The sequence below is a fragment of the Nonomuraea mangrovi genome, assembly GCF_042681425.1.
GTDB classification, from domain to species: domain Bacteria; phylum Actinomycetota; class Actinomycetes; order Streptosporangiales; family Streptosporangiaceae; genus Nonomuraea; species Nonomuraea mangrovi.
Window position 1 is genome coordinate 1,073,563 of the sequence record NZ_JBHUFV010000033.1, and the last position, 18,526, is coordinate 1,092,088.

Genomic DNA, 18,526 nt, shown 5'->3' on the forward strand with positions numbered 1-18,526 from the left:
TGATGATTGCAATGTCTGGCAATGTCCGGATTGCCCGGTATATGCCTTGAGTGAGCCTAAGGTAATACATGAGGCAAGTAGCTTACAAATTGATAAAGGTCCGTCGATCATCTACGGTCAGGACATGTCGCCACAGGACCTGTTCAACAGGGGGCTGCGGGAAGACGGACACCGTCCGGACGAAGCCCGGCGATGGTATCTCCTGGCGATCGAATCGGGTCATCCCGCGGCCGCCCAGCGGGCGGCCTTCAACCTGGCGCTGATCGAGGACGAGAGCGGCCATCTCGACGAGGCTCGCCACTGGTACGGCAGGGCCGCCACACCCAGGGCGCAGTTCAACCTCGGCGTCCTGGAGGACTGCTGCGGCAACACCGAGGTCGCGCGCCGGTGGTACACCAAGGCTGTCGAATCGGGCCACCCGGAAGCGGCCCCGCGCGCCATGTTCAACCTGGGCCTGCTCGAGGACAGGGAGGGCAGGCCGGAGCGGGCCCGCGCCCACTTCCTCATGGCCGCGGGGTCGGGGCACGAGGAGGCCGCCGCCCGCGCTAGCGAGCGCCTAGCCTGATCCGCGCGTCCTCCAGCATCCGCATCATCGCCAGACTCTCCTCCAACGGCATGATCGCGCTCTCCGTCCTGCCCTCGGCCAGTGCCAGCCGTACCTCGCGCACCTCTTCGGCGTAGCCGTTCATGGCCGGGTCAAGAACGAGTTCCTCGGGCTCGACGCCGGGCCCTGAGAGCAGGATCCGCTGCGGCGCCCAGAACGGCGCGGCGATGTCGGCCCGCAGCTCCGTCCCGACCACGGTCGCGGTGTTGGCCAGCGGGCTGAGCAGGGACGTGTCGAGCAGCGCCCGCGCCCCGCCCTCGTAGGTCAGCAGCGCCCCCACCTCGGCGTCGACGCCCGAGGGGCCGAGCGATCCTGTGAGATGCGTCTCAGCCGGCTCGCCGAGCAGCAGCTGCGCCAGCCCGAACGGGTAGATCCCCAGGTCCAGCAGGACTCCGCCGCCCAGCGCGGGATCCCACAGCCGATGCCGCTCCTCGTACGGCATGACGAACCCGAACGACGCCTGCACCGAGCGCAGCGCCCCGAACCGCTCCTCGGTCAGCAGCCCTCTGATCAGCGGGTTGAAGCGCATCCACATCGCTTCCATGAGGAACACGCCGGCCTGCCTGGCCAGGTCCACCATCCGCTCGGCGTCGGCCAGGCTCGCCGTGAGAGGTTTCTCACACAGCACGGCCTTGCCCGCCGCGATGGCCGCCTCGGCCACCTCCAGGTGCTGGGCGTGCGGGGTTGCCACGTAGACCACGTCCACCGCCGGGTCCTGGCACAGCTGCGCGTAGGAGCCGTAGGCCGACTCGGCCCCCAGCGTCGCCGCCAGCTCGGCGGCCCTGCCCTGGTCGCGGGAGCCCACGGCGGCGACCCGCATGCCGGGCTCCGCGGCGATGACCGCGCCGACCGTCCTGGCGATCCCGCCCGTGGCCGCGATTCCCCAACCCAAGTCACGCATGAGAGTCCTCTCTATCGGTGATCGATCTTCCCATCACCCCGGACACGCGTACGGCCCGCGCCCGGGGCGCAGGCCGTGGCCGACGGGCGGGTCAGCCCATCCAGTCGAAGGTGGCGGGGTCGGGACCGAGGCGCGTGCCCCTGTTCAGCGCGCCGATCGCCGCCATGTCCTCGGCGTCGAGGGTGAAGTCGAACACGTCGATGTTCTCCCTGATCCGCGAGGGGGTGACCGACTTGGGGATCACCACGTTGCCGAGCTGGATGTGCCAGCGCAGCACGATCTGGGCTGGCGACTTGCCGTGCTTGTGGCCCAGCGTGGCCAGCGCGGGGTCGTCGAGCAGCCCCCTGCCCTGGCCGAGCGGGCTCCACGCCTCTGTCAGGATGCCGTTGGCCTCGTGAAAGGCGCGCAGCTCCGCCTGAGGGAAGTGGGGGTGCAGCTCGATCTGGTTGATCGAGGGGACGATCTCCGTCTCGTTCATGAGCCGCTCGAGGGTCTCGATCGTGAAGTTCGAGACGCCGATCGCCCTGACCCTGCCCGCCCTGTAGAGCCGCTCCAGCGACTGCCACGCCTCGACGTACTTGTCCTGGGAAGGGACGGGCCAGTGGATGAGATACAGGTCGAGGTAGTCGAGGCCGAGCTTCGACAGGCTCGTCTCGAAGGCGGCCTCGGCCCTGTCGTGCTCGTTGTTCCACAGCTTGGTGGCGATGAACAGTTTCTCGCGAGGCACGCTCGAGCCGGCGATCGCGCGGCCGACGCCCTCCTCGTTGTAGTACAGCTTGGCCGTGTCGACGCTGGTGTAGCCGGCCTCGATCGCGGCTGACACGGCCCGTTCCGCCTCGTCGTCGGGCACCTGCCAGACGCCGAAGCCGAGTTGCGGTATCTGAACGCCGTCTGTGTTGAGCAGCAGCGAGTTCATGTTCATGCCTCCATTGTTCACTCCGCGTTAGCTGGCGCTTCGAGTGGGCGTCCTACCGTTGCGCGTGTCGTGAACGAACAGGAATCCGTGGCCTGGGTGGAGTCGCCACTACAGATGCTCTGCGCCGTCGAGGCCCACCACGCCGGGCTGCTGGGAGACCGGACGCTGGTGGTGCCACGCGCCGGGCTGCGCCCGCTCGCGGCCACCAGGCGTGAGCTGGTCACGCTCGACCTGCCAGAGGGGCTCGAGCTCGCCAAGCCCAGCGAGCGCATGCCACGCAGGCTCAACGCCGTCGGCGACGCCTTCTCCGGAAGGGTCCAACTGCGCTGGGTCATGATCCGTCCGGGCCGCGTCGTGATCGTCGACGACGGTCTCGCCACGATCAGGCTGCTCGAACTGCTGTCGGCCCGCCCTGTCAAGCCGCTGCTGCGGGCGCGCGCCACCCCGAGCACGTGGCGGAACACGCTCGGCCACCTGGCCGCCCGCAGGCTGCGCGCCACCGCCCGCAGGGGCGCGCTCTCCGTCTTCACCGCCCTTCCCGTGGAGGGCGAACTGGCCGCGGCCGTCGGGCAGGCGGGCGTGGAGCTGGCCCGCCACGACTTCGGCTGGCTGCGCAGTCAGCCGATGAGCACGCCCGGCCCCTCCGAGCGGACGGTCGTCCTCGGCACCTCCCTGGTCAGGAACGGCCTGGTGCACCGCGAGCGCTACCTGCGCTGGCTGACTGAGCTGGCAGAGCGGGAGCCGCTGGCCTACTACCCCCACCGCCGCGAGGACCCCATCGACCTGGCGGTCATCCGCGAGCGGCCGGGCATCACCGTCCACGCCCCCGGCGTCCCCGCCGAGCTGACGCTGCGGGGCCTGTCGGCCGAACAACGTGTGGTCAGCCTTCCCTCGACCGCGATCAGCTCGCTGCGGGTGCTGCTCTCCCCGCGCGGCGTCGCCGTCGAGCCCGTGCACGTGCCCGATGACTGGTGGACCAGCCGCGCGGCGCCTTCCCTCCGTTCGCACCTGCAGATGTTCACGGGAGTACCCAGTTGAAGGTCCTGGCCCTGGCCGATTCCGACTCGTACCTGAAGTGGGCGGCCAGCCTCCTGGACGACCTGCCTGCCGACTGCGTGACAGAACTGGCGGTCGTGCGCACCCCGATCACCCCCTCGCCCGAGCAGATCGCCGCCGCGGTGGCGGGGACCAGGGCCTCGACCGTCCCGGTCCTGTCGGCCAGAGCCCTCAGGCGTACGGCGGAGCGGCTGCGTCCCGACGCGATCCTCGTGGCGTGCACGGGCCCCGTGGTGGACGTGCTGGTCGCCGAGGTGTTCGACGGCCTGCGACCCAGGCCGGTCTTCGTCACAGGACTGCCCGGCATCTCGGTGCCGGCGACCGAGAAGGCCTGGCTGTTCCGCAGCGGCTGCGACCTGTTCGTCGTGCACAGCGGCAGGGAGGTCGCCGAGTTCGGTGAGCTGGCCGCGCGGCTCGGCGGTGGCGGCGCGGTGGGCCTGGCCAGGCTGCCCTTCCTGCGCGACGTCCCCTCCGTCGAGGGCGGCAACCGCGTGGTCTTCGCCACGCAGGCCAAGGTGCCGGGGCGGCGCGAGGAACGCGAGCTGATCCTGCGTTCTCTGGCGGCGCTCGCCGCCGCCCGGCCTGACCTGGACGTCGTGGTCAAGCTGCGGGCCCTGGAGGACGAGCGCCAGACGCACAACGAGCGCTACCACTACCAGCGGCTGTGGCGGGAGCTCGGCCTCGAAGGCACGGTCAGGTTCGCGGCGGGGCCGATGCACGAGCACCTGGCCCAGGCCGCGGGGTTCGTCACCGTCAGCTCCACCGCGGCGCTGGAGGCGATCGCCCAGGAGGTGCCGCTGCTGGTCCTGTCGGACTTCGGGGTGAGCGCCGAGATGATCAACCTGGTGTTCGAGGGGAGCGGCGTCCTCGGCACGCTCCAGGAGGTGGCGGAGGGCGCCTTCCGCGAGCCCTCGCCCGGGTGGTGCGCGGAGAACTACTTCCACCCCGCCGGCCGCAGCGACTGGGTGGCGCTGCTCACCGCGCTGGTCATCGGGCCGCGCACGCCCGCGCGGTCCCTGCTCGACGGGCCGGAACACGTGGCCGCACGGCGCCGCGCCCGCCTGCGGGTGGAGGTGCCACCCCAGGTGCTGCGGGTCGGCTACCGCGCCAAGCGCAAGGTCCGTCGCTACATCAGGTCGTTCACCTGACGCCCCAGCGTCAGCCGGCGAGCCGCTGCATCCTGGCGGCGGCCGCCCGGTGCCGGCGCAGCACGTCCTCCACGCCCTGCGCGGTCAGCAGCCCGTCCCGCACGAGCGCCCGGCCCGCGATCAGCGTGTGCCTCGCCGAGGCGGGCCCGCACCGCAGCCACGCCTCCACCGGGTCGGTCAGCGCGCCCGCGTAGGCCGGCCCCTCCAGTGGCCAGCACACCAGGTCGCCCACGGCGCCCGGCTCCAGCACGCCGAGTTCGCCGGAGCGCCCCAGGCACGCCGCGCCGCCGCGCGTGGCCAGGTCGAGCACGTCACGGGCGGTCATCCCCGTGGGGCCGAGCCGTTGGCGGCCGAGCAGCAGCGCCGTACGGGCCTCGAGCCAGAGCGAGGCGGAGTCGGTGGAGGCCGAGCCGTCGCATCCCAGCCCGACCGGCACTCCCGCCGCCCTGAACTCGCGGACGGGCGCGAAGCCGCCTCCGCCGATCAGCATGTTCGACGAAGGGCAGTGCGCCACTCCCACACCCGCCGCCCCGAGCCTGGCGATCTCCCCGTCCGAGGGGTAGATGCAGTGCGCCACCCACGACCTGCCGGTCAGCCATCCGACCTCCTCGAACTGCTCCACCGGCCGCCTGCCGAACCGCTCCATGCAGTAGGCGTCCTCGTCGGGATCCTCCGCCAGGTGGGTGTGCAGCCGCACGTCCAGGGACTCGGCCAGCTCCGCGGCCCGCCGCATCAGGGAGGGGCTGACGCTGAACGGCGAGCACGGCGCGATCGCCACCCGCACCATCGCCCCGTGGGAGGGGTCGTGGTGCAGCTTCACCAGGCGCTCGCTGTCGGCGAGGATCTCCTCCTCGTCCTGCACGACCGAGTCGGGCGGCAGGCCGCCGTCCTTGACCGACAGGCTCATCGAGCCGCGCGTCGGATGGAACCTGAACCCCAGCTCCCTCGCCGCCTGGATCTCCGCCGACCACAGGTCGCCGTCCCCCGCGACGTAGAGGTGGTCGGTGGAGGTCGTGCAGCCGCCCAGCGCCAGCTCCGCCAGGCCCACCCACGCCGAGAGGTAGCTCGCCTCCTCGTCCAGGCCGGCCCACAGCGGGTACAGGCCGGTCAGCCACTCGAACAGGCTGCCGTTGACGACCGGCGCGTAGGACCTGGTGAGGTTCTGGTAGATGTGGTGATGGGTGTTGACCAGCCCGGGGGTCACCAGGCAGCCGGAGGCGTCGAGGATCTCCACAGCTCGCGGTTCCTCGCCGGCGCCCACGCCGCTGACCAGGCCGCCGGTGACGGCGACCCAGCCGCCCGCCAGCTCTCGCCTGTCGTCGTCGCAGGTCGCCACCAGGACGGCGTTCCTGACCAGCAGATCGTGGACCATCTCAGGCGCCCCTCTCCTCGTGTGCGCCTGTGGTCGTACCCGGTCCTGCGGCCCCGCACCCGGGGCAGGAGGCGGATCAGCCGAGGGTGCGCGAGAGGCGGCGGCGGATGCGGCCGAGCGTGCCGGGGCGCTCGCCCTGCGGCAGCAGCCCGATCGACCCCAGCCGCTGCCGCTTGAAGTAGCGGCCGACGCCGTGCCCCGCGATGAACGCCTCCGCGACCGGCCGCAGCTCGGGGTAGGCCTCGCTCTGCATGCAGTACCCCACCGCCCCCACCAGGTCGGAGATCTCCACCGGCGGCGGCGCCTGCAGCGCCCCGTCGGCGGTCAGCCGGGGCAGCAGCGCGTCGACGACCGTCACCGGGATCCTGTTGCTGTTCTCGTACGGCGAGAGCCGCTCCAGCACCGTCGAGGTCCCGTGCGTCGCCACCTCGAGCCCGAAGTAGCGTGAAGCCGTCACCAGACCGGTCGAGAAGCACCCCACGACCAGGGCGGGCCGCAGCGCCGCGAAGCACACCTCGGCCGGCACGCTCTCGCCCGCCACGACCAGCCGTACCCCCAGCTCGTCGGCGCAGGCCCGCAGCAACTGCGTGTGGCGGCGGCCTGCGGCGGGGTGCGGCTTGAACACCACGCTCCTGTGCCCGCGCGCGACGAGCCCGCGCAGCATCGCCTCGTGCAGGCCGTGCTCCTCCTCGGGCGTGACGATGTCGAGCGAGGACAGGTACTGCCCGAGGATCATCGCCTCGCCCGCCATCATGTCGGGCGCGGTGCCCGCCACCTGCCCGACCACCGACAGGAACGACTCCGGCGACAGGGTGGTGGCCGGCACGCCGTACTCCGAGAGCAGCAGCGGCCTCAGCCCGGGGACCAGGTCCAGGTGCAGCAGGCGGGTGACGCGCCGGAAGATCTCGGCCGGCAGCGGGTCACGGGTGGGACCGTAGCTCATGAGCCCGTCGGAGTAGACGGTGATGGGGCAGTCGCGCACCAGCCCCGCGATCGTGCGCGCGGGCGGAACCGCGATCGACTCCAGCACCAACTCCTCGACCGTGTCCAGCCCGAGCGACGCGCTGATCAGCCGGCTCATCATCGGCACCTCGATGATGCGCGCCTTCCAGTCGGACGGGTGCAGCGGCGCGATGAGCTCGTTCCACGAACGCACCTCGTCGAAGCGGGAGCGCAGCGCCGCGAACCCCGGCGTCTGGTCCAGGGGGGTGGACACCTCGGGGACGGCCGTGTTCGTGGAGACGATCAGCAGCCTGCGCCCGCCCTCGCCGAAGTGGCCGGCGTCGATCGCCGCCGCCAGCGACATCGCCCCGAACAGCGTCGAGGCGTAGAAAACCCGCGTCACGGCTCCTCCCTCCGCACCCGCACACCGGCGGGGATCTCAGGCAGCAGCGCGCGCAGCGTCTGCTCGCGCTCGACGGACATGCGCGGCACGGCGTCGGCCACCAGCTCGGCGGGCAGTGCCCGCACCATCGCCGCGCCCCGCGTCTCGAACCGGCGCCGCAGCTCGGGCGTGAACCTGTCGGCGATCTCCAGGTGATGGGCGAACAGCGCGCAGAAGTTGCGCACCGCCTTCGGCGCGAACTCGGGCTCCAGGTCCTCGAAGACGAGCTCGAAGGCGTCGAAGAAGTGCAGCTGCCGTTCGTCGCCGATCTGGGTCAGCGACCCCGACACGCCCCTGCGGTAGAACAGCCCGGCCAGGGACACCACGCCGAACGAGGCCGCCTGCCTGTGCAGGCGCCAGATCCACGGCCTGTCCTCGGCCGTGTGCAGCGACCCTGGAAAGCGCAGCAGGTCACCCAGCGCGCGCCGGTAGATCCCGGCCCACGCGTAGGGGTAGTCGACCATCGTCCTGACGCCCGCGGGCAGGATCGCGTCGCGCGGGTCGAGCACCAGGCCCCGGCGCGCCTCCGGAGCCCGGTGCACCACCCGCTTACGCCCTTCGACCTGCACGTGGTCGACGCGGACGAAGTCACAGCCGAGCCCGTCGATCGCGGCGACGAGATCGGCCAGGTATCCGGGGGCGAGCCAGTCGTCGCCGTCCATGAACGTCACGTAGGTACCCGAGGCCAGCTTCAGCCCCGTGTTGCGCGCGTCGGCCAGCCCGACGGGCGCCGGGTTGCGCACCAGGGACAGGCCAGGCACCTCCGACTCGGAGACGATGGCCGCCGTCTCGTCGACCGAGCCGTCGTCCACGACGATGAACTCGAAGTCACGCCGGGCGTTGCGGGCCAGCGAGGCGAGCGCGTCGAGGATGAAACGCTCGCCGTCGCGGACCGGTACGACGACGGAGAGGGTGATCACGCCTCGTCACACCGTGACCCTGCGGAGCCTGGCCTTCGGCGCCTCCTCACCGGGGAAGACGCGCTTGACGCCGTCGCCCATGGCCTGCTCGATGATCCTGATGTCGCGCACCAGGTGCTCGAGGCCGGCGGGCTCCAGCGAGGCGGCGTGGTCGGAGCCCCACATGGTGCGGTCGAGCGTGATGTGCCGCTCGACGGTGACCGCGCCCAGCGTGACCGCCGCCAGCGAGATCTGCAGGCCGCGCTCGTGGCCGGAGTAGCCGACGGGCACGCCGTACCGCTCCTTGAGGGTGGTGATCGTGCGCAGGTTGGCCTCCTCCGGCGGCAGCGGGTAGGTGGAGGTGGCGTGCATCATGATCAGCTTGTCGGTGCCGAGGATCTCGACCGCCTGGTCGATCTCCTGCAGCGTGGACATGCCGGTCGACAGGATCAGCGGCTTGCCGGTCGCGGCCAGGGCGCGCAGCAGCTCGTGGTCGGCGACGCTGGCCGAGGCGATCTTGTGGACGAGGACGTCCATCTCCTCGAGGAACTCCACCGACGGCACGTCCCACGGAGAGGCGAACCAGTGGAGGCCGCGCTCGTCGCAGTACTTGGCGATCTGGGTGTACTCCTCGCGGCCGAACTCGGTGCGCTCCTTGTACTCCAGGTAGGTCATCTCGCCCCACGGCGTCTGCCTGATCTGCGAGCGCTGTTCCACCGGCACGCAGATCTCGGGCGTGCGCTTCTGGAACTTCACCGCCTGGCAGCCCGCGTCCGCCGCCACGTCGATGAGCCTGCGGGCGATGTCGATGTCGCCGTTGTGGTTGATGCCGATCTCGCCGATCACGTAGACCGGCTCGCCGTCGCCGACCAGCAGGTCGCCGACGGCCACCGGCTTCGGCTGGCCGATCCGCAGCGACGCCCTGGTCAGGGGGGCGGGGGCGGCCGGCTCCTGAACCTCGGGCCTGGCCGCGAGCACCCGCTCGCACAGCTCCCTGACGGCGCCGTCGCCGCCGGCCCTGGTCAGCACGACCCGCGCCGCGGCCCGCACGCTCGGGTGCGCGTCGGGCACCGTGATCGGCCAGCCGACCAGCGACATCGGGCCCAGGTCGTTGACGTCGTTGCCGACGTAGGCGACGCGGGCGGGGTCGAGGCCCTCGATCGTCAGCCAGTCGCGCAGCACGGTCCGCTTCTCGGCCAGGCCCTGCAGGACAGGCACGCCCAGCTTGCGGGCGCGGGCGGCCACGACCGGGTTCTGCTCGGTGGACATCACCAGCAGCTTCACACCCGAACGGCGCAGCAGCGAGATGCCCATGCCGTCGGCGCGGCTCACCAGGACCATCTCGCGGCCCTCGGAGTCGACGTAGGCGCGGTCGTCGGTGTGCACCCCGTCGAAGTCGGTGATGACCGCGTCGACGTCGATCGGCTCGGGAAGGTCGACGAGCGGCGCGAGCGCCCTGACGATCTCCAGGTCCTCGGGGTCGTCGATCTCGATCGCGTGGCGGGTCGGGACCGGCTGGACGGTGACCTCGCCGAAGAAGCGGTGACCGTGCTCGCGCAGGCCGGCCGTCCGCATGACGTAGAAGGCGCCGGTCTCGCGGAACTCGGCGGGCCTGTCCTGGCGCATCTGCCGCGTCGCCCGGTCGTGGTTGATCCCCGCGCCCTCGGGCGTCCAGAGGAAGGCGTGGTTCTGCGCGCCCGACAGCACCGCGTCGGCCTCGCCGTCCAGCACCTTGCGGACCGCCTCCGACAGGTCGGAGGGGTCGATGAACGCGCTGGTGCACTGCACGAGCACGACGATCTCGGGGTCGCCGTCGAGCGTGTCGAGCGCGTGCAGGACCGCCGACTCGCTGGAGGCGCTCGCGCCGCTCAGCTCGGCGGGCCGCTCGACGACCGTGGCGCCCGCCTCGCGGGCGGCCTTCGCGATCCCCTCGTGATCGGTGCTGACCACCACCTGGTCGACCAGCTCGGCGCGCAGCGCGGCCTTGACGGCGCGCGTCACCAGCGGGACGCCGCCCACCTGGGCGAGGTTCTTCAGGGGAATGCCCGCCGAACCTCCGCGGGCGGGAATGACGGCGAGGACTCGCAACGTGGCTCCTTGAATTGCTTGAGGTGCCAAGGAAGCTAGCCACGCCATCCGACCGTGCCGGGGATCGGAGCTGAACTCCCTGTTAACGTTGCGTGCGGATCCGGTAGAGGAGCTCAGGTCTGCCCACCCCGCCGTACTGCGGGACCCTGTCGGCCGCCCCCGTCTCCACCAGGTACTCCAGATACCGCCGCGCCGTCACCCGCGACACGCCGATCGCAGCGCCCACGGCCTGCGCGCTCTTGGCCGCCTTGCGCAGCTCGGCCGCCACCGCGTCCAGGGTGTCCTGCGTCATCCCCTTGGGCAGTCCCGAGGGTCCGCCCCTGAGCGTCGCGAGTGCCCTGTCGACGTCGCCCTGTCCCGTCACCTCGCCCTCGCCTGCCCTGAACTCCGCGTAACGCGTCAGCTTCTCCCGCAGGGTCGCGAAGGTGAACGGCTTGAGCAGATACTGCGCGACACCGAGCGCCACCGCGTTGCGCACCACCACCAGGTCGCGGGCCGAGGTCACCGCGATCACGTCGCACGACAGGCCGGCGGCCCTGACCGCCCTGCACACCTCCAGCCCGTGCATGTCGGGCAGGTAGAAGTCGAGCAGGATCAGGTCGACGGGCGTGGTCCGCAGGAAGCGCAGCGCCTCGCTGCCCGACCTGGCCACGCCCGCGACGGTGAAGCCGGGCACCCGCTCCACGTAGACGCGGTTGGCCTCGGCGGTGATCTCCTCGTCCTCGACGACCAGGACCGTGATCGTGGGGCCCGTCATCGGGGCACCTTCACCGTGAAGGCGGAGCCCGCCACCTCGATCGTGCCGCCGAGCTGTCGAACCGCCTGCCCGACCAGGGCGAGGCCGAGCCCCCGGCCGTCGCCCTTGGACGTCCAGCCCTTCGTGAACGCGGCTGTGTCGGCGAGGCCGGGGCCGTCGTCCTCGACCCTGATGACGAAGCTCTCCTGGTCGGCGTGCAGGTGCACCTCCACCCGGGTGGCCGCGTCGATCGCGTTGTCGATGAGGTTGCCCACGATCGTCACCATCTGACGGGGGTCCAGGCCCAGGTCGTCCAGCTCGCTGTCGGGGGTGATGACCAGCTCCGCGCCCCGCTCGGCGGCCTCGGCCGACTTGCCGAGCAGGAGGGCGGCGAGCACGGGCTCGCGCACCGCGCCGACCACTCTGTCGGTGAGCTCCTGGGCGGCCCTCAGCTCGGCGGTGCCGAACGCGACGGCCTGTTCGGTCCTGCCCAGCTCGACCAGCGTGATGACGGTGTGGAGGCGGTTGGCCGACTCGTGGGCGGCCGCCCGCAGCGAGTCGGCGAAGCCGCGCTCGGCGTCGAGCTCACCGGTGAGCGCCTGGAGCTCGGTGCGGTCGCGGAGGGTGACGACGGTGCCGAGCCTGCTGGGCGCGACGTTGACGACGAGCACGCGCTCGCCGACCAGGTGCACCCTGTCCTCAGGCGCCACCTCGTCCTCCGGCGCCGCTTCTCTAGGGCGGGGCTCCCGCGACCCGGGTTGCCGTGACCCGGGCGGCTGTGACGTGGGTTCCTGTGACGGGGGTCGCGGTGAAGTGGGTCCCTGTGAAGTGGGTCGCTGTGACGTGGGTTCGCGCGGGCCCGGGACGGGCGGGAGGGGGGCGACGACGTCGGCTATGCCGAGATCGGCGACGTGCCGTCCCTCGGCGTCGGACGGCAGGCCGAGCAGCGTACGGGCGCCGTCGTTGCACAGCGTGAGCGTGCCGTCCTTGGCCACCAGCAGCAGCCCTTCCCGCACCGCGTGCAGGATCGCGTCGTGGTGCTCGTGGATGCGCCCCAGCTCGGCCGGTCCGAGCCCGTGCGTCTGGCGGCGCAGGCGGTCGCCGACCAGCCACGTGCCGCCCGCGGCCACCCCCAGCCCGAGCGCGCCCACCAGCCCCGCCCACGCTATCTGCTCGCGCAGCCTCGCGTCGATCCGCTCGACCGTGATCCCCGCGCTGACCAGCGCCCTGACGGTGCCTGTCGCGTCCTTCACCGGCGCGACCGCCCGCATGGAGGGCCCGAGCGTGCCCGTGTAGGTCTCGGTGAACGTCTCGCCCCGCAGCGCGCGGTCGATGTGGCCGAGGAACAGCCCGCCGATCTGCCCAGGGTTGGGGTGGGTGTACCTGTGCCCGCGGGTGTCCATGATCGTGATGAAGTCGACGCCCGTGGCCGTGCGCACCCGCTCGGCGTACGGCTGCAGCCGTACGGAAGGGGCGGCGTCGTCCAGCGCCGACAGCACGTCGGGTGAGTTGGCCACGCTCACCGTGACGGCCCGCGCCTTGCCCTCAGCCTCCTCGGTGAGCAGTTCGCGGGTCTGGATCAGCGTCAGCGCCACGGCGCCCGTCAGCGTCACCACCACGACCGCGAGCTGGAGGACCAGCATCTGCCGGGCCAGGCTCCAGTTCCGCACAGACGCCTCCTCTCTCCCGTGAACGAAACTTACGCAATAGTGACCTACATCACTCCCGGAGCGCATATTCGCACGAACAGCAGCCAAGCGTTCAAGGAGTCGCCCCATGCGTGACCGCACACGGTACCTGTACCTGGCGGTGATCCTCGCCGTCGTCGCCGGAGTCGTCGTCGGCTTCGTCACGCCCGAGGTCGGCAAGGAACTCAAGCCCCTCGGCACCGCCTTCGTCGCGCTGATCAAGATGATGATCAGCCCCATCATCTTCTGCACGATCGTGCTCGGCGTCGGCTCGGTCAGCAAGGCGGCCAAGGTCGGCAGGGTGGGCGGCCTCGCGCTCGGCTACTTCCTGCTCATGTCGACGGTCGCGCTCGGCATCGGCCTGGCCGTCGGCAACCTCCTCGACCCGGGCGCTGGGCTGCAGCTGACCGACGCCGCCAAGCAGGCCGCGGAGGCGGAGGCGGCCAAGGGAGGCGAGTCGAGCACCGTCGACTTCCTGCTCGGCGTCATCCCCACCACCCTGGTGTCGGCCTTCACCGAGGGTCAGGTGCTCCAGACGCTGCTCGTCGCCCTCCTGGTCGGCTTCGCCCTGCAGGCCATGGGGACCAAGGGGGCCCCGATCCTCAAGGGCATCGAGCACATCCAGCGGCTCGTCTTCCGCGTCCTGGCCATGATCATGTGGGCCGCGCCGGTGGGCGCCTTCGGCGCGATCGCCGCGGTCGTCGGCTCCACCGGCATCAAGGCCCTGGAGTCGCTCGCGGTCATCATGGTCGGCTTCTACGCCACCTGCCTGCTGTTCGTCGGCCTCGTGCTCGGCCCGCTGCTGTGGGTGGTCGCCAGGATCAACCTTTGGTCGCTGCTGCGCTACCTGGGCAGGGAGTTCCTGCTGATCCTGTCGACGTCGTCCTCGGAGTCCGCGCTGCCCAGGCTGATCGCCAAGATGGAGCACCTCGGCGTCTCGCGCCCGGTGGTCGGCATCACGGTGCCCACCGGCTACTCCTTCAACCTGGACGGCACCGCGATCTACCTGACCATGGCGACGCTCTTCGTCGCCTCGGCCACCGGCTCGCCGCTGACGCTCGGCGAGCAGATCTCGCTGCTCCTGTTCATGATCATCGCGTCCAAGGGCGCGGCGGGGGTGACGGGCGCGGGCCTGGCCACGCTGGCGGGCGGCCTGCAGTCCCACCGGCCCGACCTGGTGGACGGCGTCGGCCTCATCGTCGGCATCGACCGCTTCATGTCCGAGGCCAGGGCGCTGACCAACTTCGCGGGCAACGCGGTCGCCACGGTGCTGATCGGCACCTGGACCGGAGAGTTCGACAGGCAGCGCGCCGTCGAGGTCCTCGCCGGCGAGGCGCCCTTCGACGAGGCGACGCTCCTGGACGAGGCGGAGGAGCAGCAGCAGCCGCCCGCCGAGCGCGAGATGACGGCGGTCTGACCGGTCCCTTCCTGCGGCGTGGGCGCCCTTCATGCCAGAGGCAGCCTCAGCACGAAGCGCGCCCCGCGGGGACTGTCGGCCACCCTGATGTCCCCGCGGTGCGCCACCGCCACGTCACGCACGATCGCCAGGCCGAGTCCTGTGCCGCCCGCGTCCCTGCTGCGGGCGGCATCCAGCCTGGTGAAGCGTTCGAAGACCCGCTCCCGCTCGTCGGGCGAGATCCCCGCCCCGTCGTCCTGTACGGCGAGCACGGCGAAGCCGTCATGCGCGGTCACCGACACCGACACGAAGCTCTCGGCGTGTCGCTGAGCGTTGTCCAGCAGGTTGGTCAGCGCCCGGCGCAGCTGCATCAGGACGCCGTCGACCACGATGCCCTCGGTCATGTCGAGCCTGACGGGGACCTTGTCCACGCGGCCCGCCAGTTCCTCGCGCACCAGGCCCGGCAGGTCGATCCGCTCCCTGGCCACGTCCACCCGCGAGCCGATCCTGGCCAGGAGCAGCAGGTCCGTCATGATCGCCTCGAGCCTGTCGGTGTCGTGCAGGGCGCTGTCCACCAGCGCCTCCAGGTCGGTGTCCTCGGGGTAGAGCTGGGCGCTCTCCAGCTGCGCCCGCAGCCCGGCGATCGGGGTGCGCAGCTCGTGCGAGGCGTCGGAGGCGAACTGCCGCTGCTGCTCGGCCGAGCGTTCGAGCCGGTCGAGCGTACCGTTGATCGACTTGGCCAGCTGCGACACCTCGTGCACCCCCGGCGGCACCGTCACCCGCCTGCTGAGGTCGGTGGCGTTGACCGCGTCCAGCTCGGTGCGCATCGTGCTCACCGGCTGCAGCGTGCGGCCTGTGACCATCCAGGTCACCCAGCCCACGAGCCCGATGACCAGGATCACCTGGGCGCCGATGGCCAGCTCGAGGGTGCGGGTGGCCAGGAGGCTGGGTGTCGGCCGGGCCGCGTAGACCACCATCGAGTCGGGGGAGGTCGACAGCCTGATCGCGGTCAGGTGGACGCAGCCCGCCGCGCCGCAGGTGGTCAGGTTGACGATGCGCCTGCCGGGCGCGGGCATGACGTTGGCGAGCGGGGGCAGGCGGGCCGCGGCGCCGCTGTTGGCCACCACCCTGCCTCCTCTGGTGACGACCTGGAGCAGATCGACCTGGTCGACCGTGACGGGGATCGTGCCGGTGACCAGATGTCCCTCGCGCAGCGAGGCGGTGACGGCGGCGGCGGCGTCCCTGGTGTCCTTCCACGCGCCCGCGGTGACGGCGGACCGCGTCACGATGGCCCCCGCGAACCCGGTCGGGACCAGCACGAAGGCCGCGACGGCCACAGCGATGAGCGTGACCCGTCCGCGGAGGGAGCTCGCCCACATGCGCGACACGCCACGAGGCTAACGAGCGACTGTTGTCCCAAAAGCCCAAGAGAGGGAAAGATTAGGTCATCTTCCGCTGGCTGCGCCGTACCGTGGTTCAGCGCCCGTGGGCCGCCAGCCGGTAGGAGTCCGGCGCCCGGCCCTCGCCCGTGACGAGGTCGGTGAGGTGGCGCGCGACGAGCGGGACGAACTTGAAGCCCTGCCCGCAGAAGCCCGTGGCGACGCTGACCGGCCCCCGCCGGTCGATCACGAACGTGTCGCGCGCCGTGTTGTCGTACAGGCAGCTGATCGGCGTCGAGTCATCGGCGTCCAGCCCTGGGAACCAGTCCCTGACGTAGTCGAGCAGCGCCGCGTCGGCCCGCGCCTCCGGCGCGAAGTCGCGGGTGTCGGGGTCGACGACAGGGCCGGTCCCGTGGAGCCCGACCTTGACGCCCGAGCCCTGCTCGAACAGCCCGTACGCCCCGGCCGCCGAGAGCGGGTCGGTGCCCTGCCGCCAGTGCACGAAGCTCGGCCATGGATCGGCGCCTTCGCGTGGCGCGAAGAACCTCGGCTGCTCCTGGGTCACCACGATGTCAGGCAGGTCGACGTGCCCGTCGAGCAGCCCGGGCGCCCACGGACCCGCCGTGACGACGACCTGGCGCGCGCGTACGGCGCCGCCCGGCGTGTCCATCTCCACCAGCCCGTCGGCGACGCCGTCGCCGTGCCTGACGACGCGCAGCGAGGTCACCGGGCAGTGGGGGCGGAACTCGGCGCCGTGCTCGCGGGCCAGCCGCTGGATCACCGCGACGGCGCGGTCGGCGAGCAGCCGCCCAGAGCCCGGCTGGTACAGCACCGGGGTCTCGAAGCGCATGCCGGGCCACCGCTCGGCGGCCTGGCCCGGCTCCAGCACCTCGTGCGGGAGGCCGTGGCGGGCGAACAGGGAGCGGAACTCCTCGGCGGTCCTCTCGCCGACGCCGTGGTCGACGCCGCCGGTGGGTTCGAGCAGCCGCTCACCGGACTCGCCTTCGAGCTCGGCCCACAGCCGGCCCGCCAGAGCCGCCCTGAGCGCGTAGTCCTCGTCGTCGACGGCGAGCCTGAACAGCCTCGTCCCGCCGTGCGAGCCGCCGCGGTCGTGGCCGAGCCCGTACTTCTCCAGCGTCACCACCTGGCGGCCGGCCGCGGCGAGGGCGCGGCTCGCCGCCGAGCCCATCGCGCCGGCCCCGATCACGACGACGTCATGCGTCTCCACGCCGCGTTCCCCCTCGCGCTCCTGCCGACCGCCCTGGCTCAGCCGAGCGGGCCGTCCTGCGTGGCCACCCAGACCGCGGTGTCCGAGGGCAGCGAGCCGTCCGGGGCCAGCGGGCCGCTCGACAGCAGCACCCGGCCCTCGCAGGGGATGGTGGACTCGCCGAAGTTGACCAGCACGAGCAGGCCGGGCTCGCGCCGGAAGGCCAGCACGTCCTTCGGCGAGTCGAGCCAGGTCAGCTCGCCGCCGCCGAGCGCGGGGTGCTCCTTGCGCAGCCGCAGCGCGGCCCGGTAGAAGGCGAGCGTCGAGCCGGGGTCGCGCTCCTGCGCCTCGCGGCTCAGCGGCCCCCAGGTGGAGGGGATCGGCAGCCACGGCCGCCGCCAGCCGTAGCCGTCGGAGGCGGTCCACGGCAGCGGCACCCTGCAGCCGTCGCGGCTCTCGCCGCTGCGCAGGAAAGCCGGGTCCTCCCTGAGCTCGTCGGGCAGGTCGAGCACCTCGGGCAGGCCGAGCTCCTCGCCGTTGTAGAGGTAGGCCGAGCCCGGCAGCGACAGCATGAGCTGGGTGGCGGCGCGGGCACGGGCCAGGCTGCCGTGCCTGGTCACGTGGCGAGGCTTGTCGTGGTTGGACAGCACCCAGGTCGTCGGCGCGCCCACCAGCTCCGCCTCCGCCAGCGCCTTGTCGATGACGTCGCGGAAGGACTTGGCGCCGTAGGCGGCCATCATGAACTCGAAGTTGAACGCCTGGTGCAACTCGTCGGGGCCGATGTAGCGGGCCAGCCTGGCGGGGGAGGACACCCATGCCTCGGCGACCGCCATCCGCCCGCCGGGGTAGGAGTCCAGGATGGGCCGCCACTCACGGTAGATCTCGTGCACGCCGTCCTGGTCGAAGTACGGCACGCTCTCGTCGCCCAGCATCTCGGCCTGGCGTCCCTCCTTGGGCCCCACCGACGGCAGCCCCTCCGCCTTGACCATGCCGTGGGCCACGTCGATCCTGAACCCGTCGACGCCCCTGTCCAACCAGAAGCGCAGCACCTCGCGGAACTCCTCGCGGACCGCGGGATGCTCCCAGTTGAGGTCGGGCTGCGTGGGGTCGAACAGGTGCAGGTACCACTGGCCGTCCTCGACCTGGGTCCAGGCGGACCCGCCGAAGATCGACTCCCAGTCGTTCGGCTCGTCGCGGAAGATGTAGCGGTCGCGCAGCCCTGCCTTGAACCACGGGTGCTCGGAGGAGGTGTGGTTGGGCACGATGTCCACGATCACCCTGATGCCGAGCGCGTGGGCGTCGGCGATCATCGCGTCGAAGTCGGCGAGCGTGCCGAAGCGCGGGTCGACGTCACGGTAGTCGGCCACGTCGTAGCCGCCGTCGTTGAGCGGCGAGGTGTAGAAGGGGCTCAGCCAGATGGCGTCCACGCCCAACTCCGACAGGTATCCCAGGCGCTCGCGAAGCCCGATCAGATCGCCGGTCCCGTCCCCGTTGCCGTCGGCGAAGCTGCGGGGGTACACCTGGTACACGACAGCGTCGCGCCACCAGTCGTCGTTGCCGAGCATGGAGCCGTCCTTCCCCGATGTCCACGATGTCGGAAGAAGGATCCCCCGTGAAGATGGTCAAGCGCAAGTTTCGGAAAGTTGCAACATCGTGGATCGTCTCGCACGTCCCCCATATGGCGCTTCAGGGCAGGTAGCGGTGAGGTAACTCTCGTACGCAAGTTCTTCCAATTCTTGCAAAGAGTCGCTA

15 protein-coding genes are annotated in these 18,526 nt (G+C 71.5%); 4 read left to right on the forward strand and 11 right to left on the reverse strand.

Annotated features, from left to right (window positions below; translation table 11 throughout):
* The first annotated feature begins 124 nt into the window (after positions 1-124).
* Complete coding sequence (locus tag ACFSKW_RS23370) at positions 125-565, forward strand: tetratricopeptide repeat protein (RefSeq protein WP_379574463.1); 441 nt, start codon at positions 125-127, stop codon at positions 563-565.
* On the opposite strand, the gene ACFSKW_RS23375 is transcribed toward ACFSKW_RS23370, so the two are convergent.
* Positions 546-1,505, reverse strand: coding sequence for a Gfo/Idh/MocA family protein (locus ACFSKW_RS23375; RefSeq protein WP_379574464.1), 960 nt, complete (start codon positions 1,503-1,505; stop codon positions 546-548). The two genes, ACFSKW_RS23370 and ACFSKW_RS23375, sit on opposite strands and share 20 nt — an antisense overlap.
* Positions 1,506-1,596: 91 nt before the next feature.
* Complete coding sequence (locus tag ACFSKW_RS23380) at positions 1,597-2,421, reverse strand: aldo/keto reductase (RefSeq protein WP_379574577.1); 825 nt, start codon at positions 2,419-2,421, stop codon at positions 1,597-1,599.
* 69 nt (positions 2,422-2,490) lie between these two features.
* Between ACFSKW_RS23380 and ACFSKW_RS23385 the strand changes: the two genes are divergently transcribed.
* Together ACFSKW_RS23385 and ACFSKW_RS23390 are read left to right on the forward strand one after the other, a co-directional pair.
* Positions 2,491-3,459, forward strand: a complete 969-nt coding sequence (locus ACFSKW_RS23385) for a hypothetical protein (protein WP_379574465.1) — start codon at positions 2,491-2,493, stop codon at positions 3,457-3,459.
* Positions 3,456-4,625 carry a DUF6716 putative glycosyltransferase gene (locus ACFSKW_RS23390; protein ID WP_379574466.1) on the forward strand — a complete coding sequence of 390 codons (1,170 nt, stop codon included), beginning with the start codon at positions 3,456-3,458 and terminating at the stop codon, positions 4,623-4,625. Before ACFSKW_RS23385 ends, ACFSKW_RS23390 begins: the two co-directional genes overlap by 4 nt.
* 10 nt (positions 4,626-4,635) lie before the next feature.
* On the opposite strand, the gene ACFSKW_RS23395 is transcribed toward ACFSKW_RS23390, so the two are convergent.
* The 6 genes from ACFSKW_RS23395 to ACFSKW_RS23420 all read right to left on the reverse strand — a co-directional run bounded on the left by ACFSKW_RS23395 (position 4,636) and on the right by ACFSKW_RS23420 (position 12,774).
* Positions 4,636-5,997: an 8-oxoguanine deaminase gene (locus ACFSKW_RS23395; protein WP_379574467.1), complete on the reverse strand. Its 1,362-nt coding sequence runs from the start codon at positions 5,995-5,997 to the stop codon at positions 4,636-4,638.
* Between the two features lie 76 nt (positions 5,998-6,073).
* On the reverse strand, positions 6,074-7,342 hold the full coding sequence (locus tag ACFSKW_RS23400) for an alpha-2,8-polysialyltransferase family protein (RefSeq protein ID WP_379574468.1): 1,269 nt from the start codon (positions 7,340-7,342) through the stop codon (positions 6,074-6,076).
* Positions 7,339-8,301: a glycosyltransferase family 2 protein gene (locus ACFSKW_RS23405; RefSeq protein WP_379574469.1), complete on the reverse strand. Its 963-nt coding sequence runs from the start codon at positions 8,299-8,301 to the stop codon at positions 7,339-7,341. Before ACFSKW_RS23405 ends, ACFSKW_RS23400 begins: the two co-directional genes overlap by 4 nt.
* A 6-nt stretch (positions 8,302-8,307) precedes the next feature.
* The gene (locus tag ACFSKW_RS23410) at positions 8,308-10,368 is read right to left on the reverse strand and encodes an N-acetylneuraminate synthase family protein (RefSeq protein ID WP_379574470.1); all 2,061 of its coding nucleotides are present in this window, start codon (positions 10,366-10,368) and stop codon (positions 8,308-8,310) included.
* An 82-nt stretch (positions 10,369-10,450) separates the two neighbouring features.
* A complete protein-coding gene (locus ACFSKW_RS23415; protein WP_379574471.1) occupies positions 10,451-11,125 on the reverse strand; it encodes a response regulator in 675 nt (224 codons plus the stop codon).
* Positions 11,122-12,774, reverse strand: a complete 1,653-nt coding sequence (locus ACFSKW_RS23420; protein WP_379574472.1) for an ATP-binding protein — start codon at positions 12,772-12,774, stop codon at positions 11,122-11,124. The genes ACFSKW_RS23415 and ACFSKW_RS23420 overlap by 4 nt, the downstream gene beginning before the upstream one ends.
* Positions 12,775-12,880: 106 nt before the next feature.
* Here ACFSKW_RS23420 and ACFSKW_RS23425 point away from each other — a divergent pair, with 106 nt between their 5' ends.
* Positions 12,881-14,209 carry a cation:dicarboxylate symporter family transporter gene (locus ACFSKW_RS23425; protein ID WP_379574473.1) on the forward strand — a complete coding sequence of 443 codons (1,329 nt, stop codon included), beginning with the start codon at positions 12,881-12,883 and terminating at the stop codon, positions 14,207-14,209.
* 29 nt (positions 14,210-14,238) lie between these two features.
* Here ACFSKW_RS23425 and ACFSKW_RS23430 read toward each other — a convergent pair whose 3' ends face one another.
* The 3 genes from ACFSKW_RS23430 to ACFSKW_RS23440 form a co-directional block, all read right to left on the reverse strand.
* Positions 14,239-15,567, reverse strand: coding sequence for a sensor histidine kinase (locus tag ACFSKW_RS23430; RefSeq protein ID WP_379574580.1), 1,329 nt, complete (start codon positions 15,565-15,567; stop codon positions 14,239-14,241).
* A 97-nt stretch (positions 15,568-15,664) separates the two neighbouring features.
* Positions 15,665-16,795 (reverse strand): FAD-dependent oxidoreductase, encoded by a 1,131-nt coding sequence (locus ACFSKW_RS23435; RefSeq protein ID WP_379574474.1) that lies wholly within the window; start codon positions 16,793-16,795, stop codon positions 15,665-15,667.
* 38 nt (positions 16,796-16,833) lie between these two features.
* A complete protein-coding gene (locus tag ACFSKW_RS23440) occupies positions 16,834-18,339 on the reverse strand; it encodes a glycoside hydrolase family 13 protein (protein WP_379574475.1) in 1,506 nt (501 codons plus the stop codon).
* Positions 18,340-18,526 lie beyond the last annotated feature (187 nt).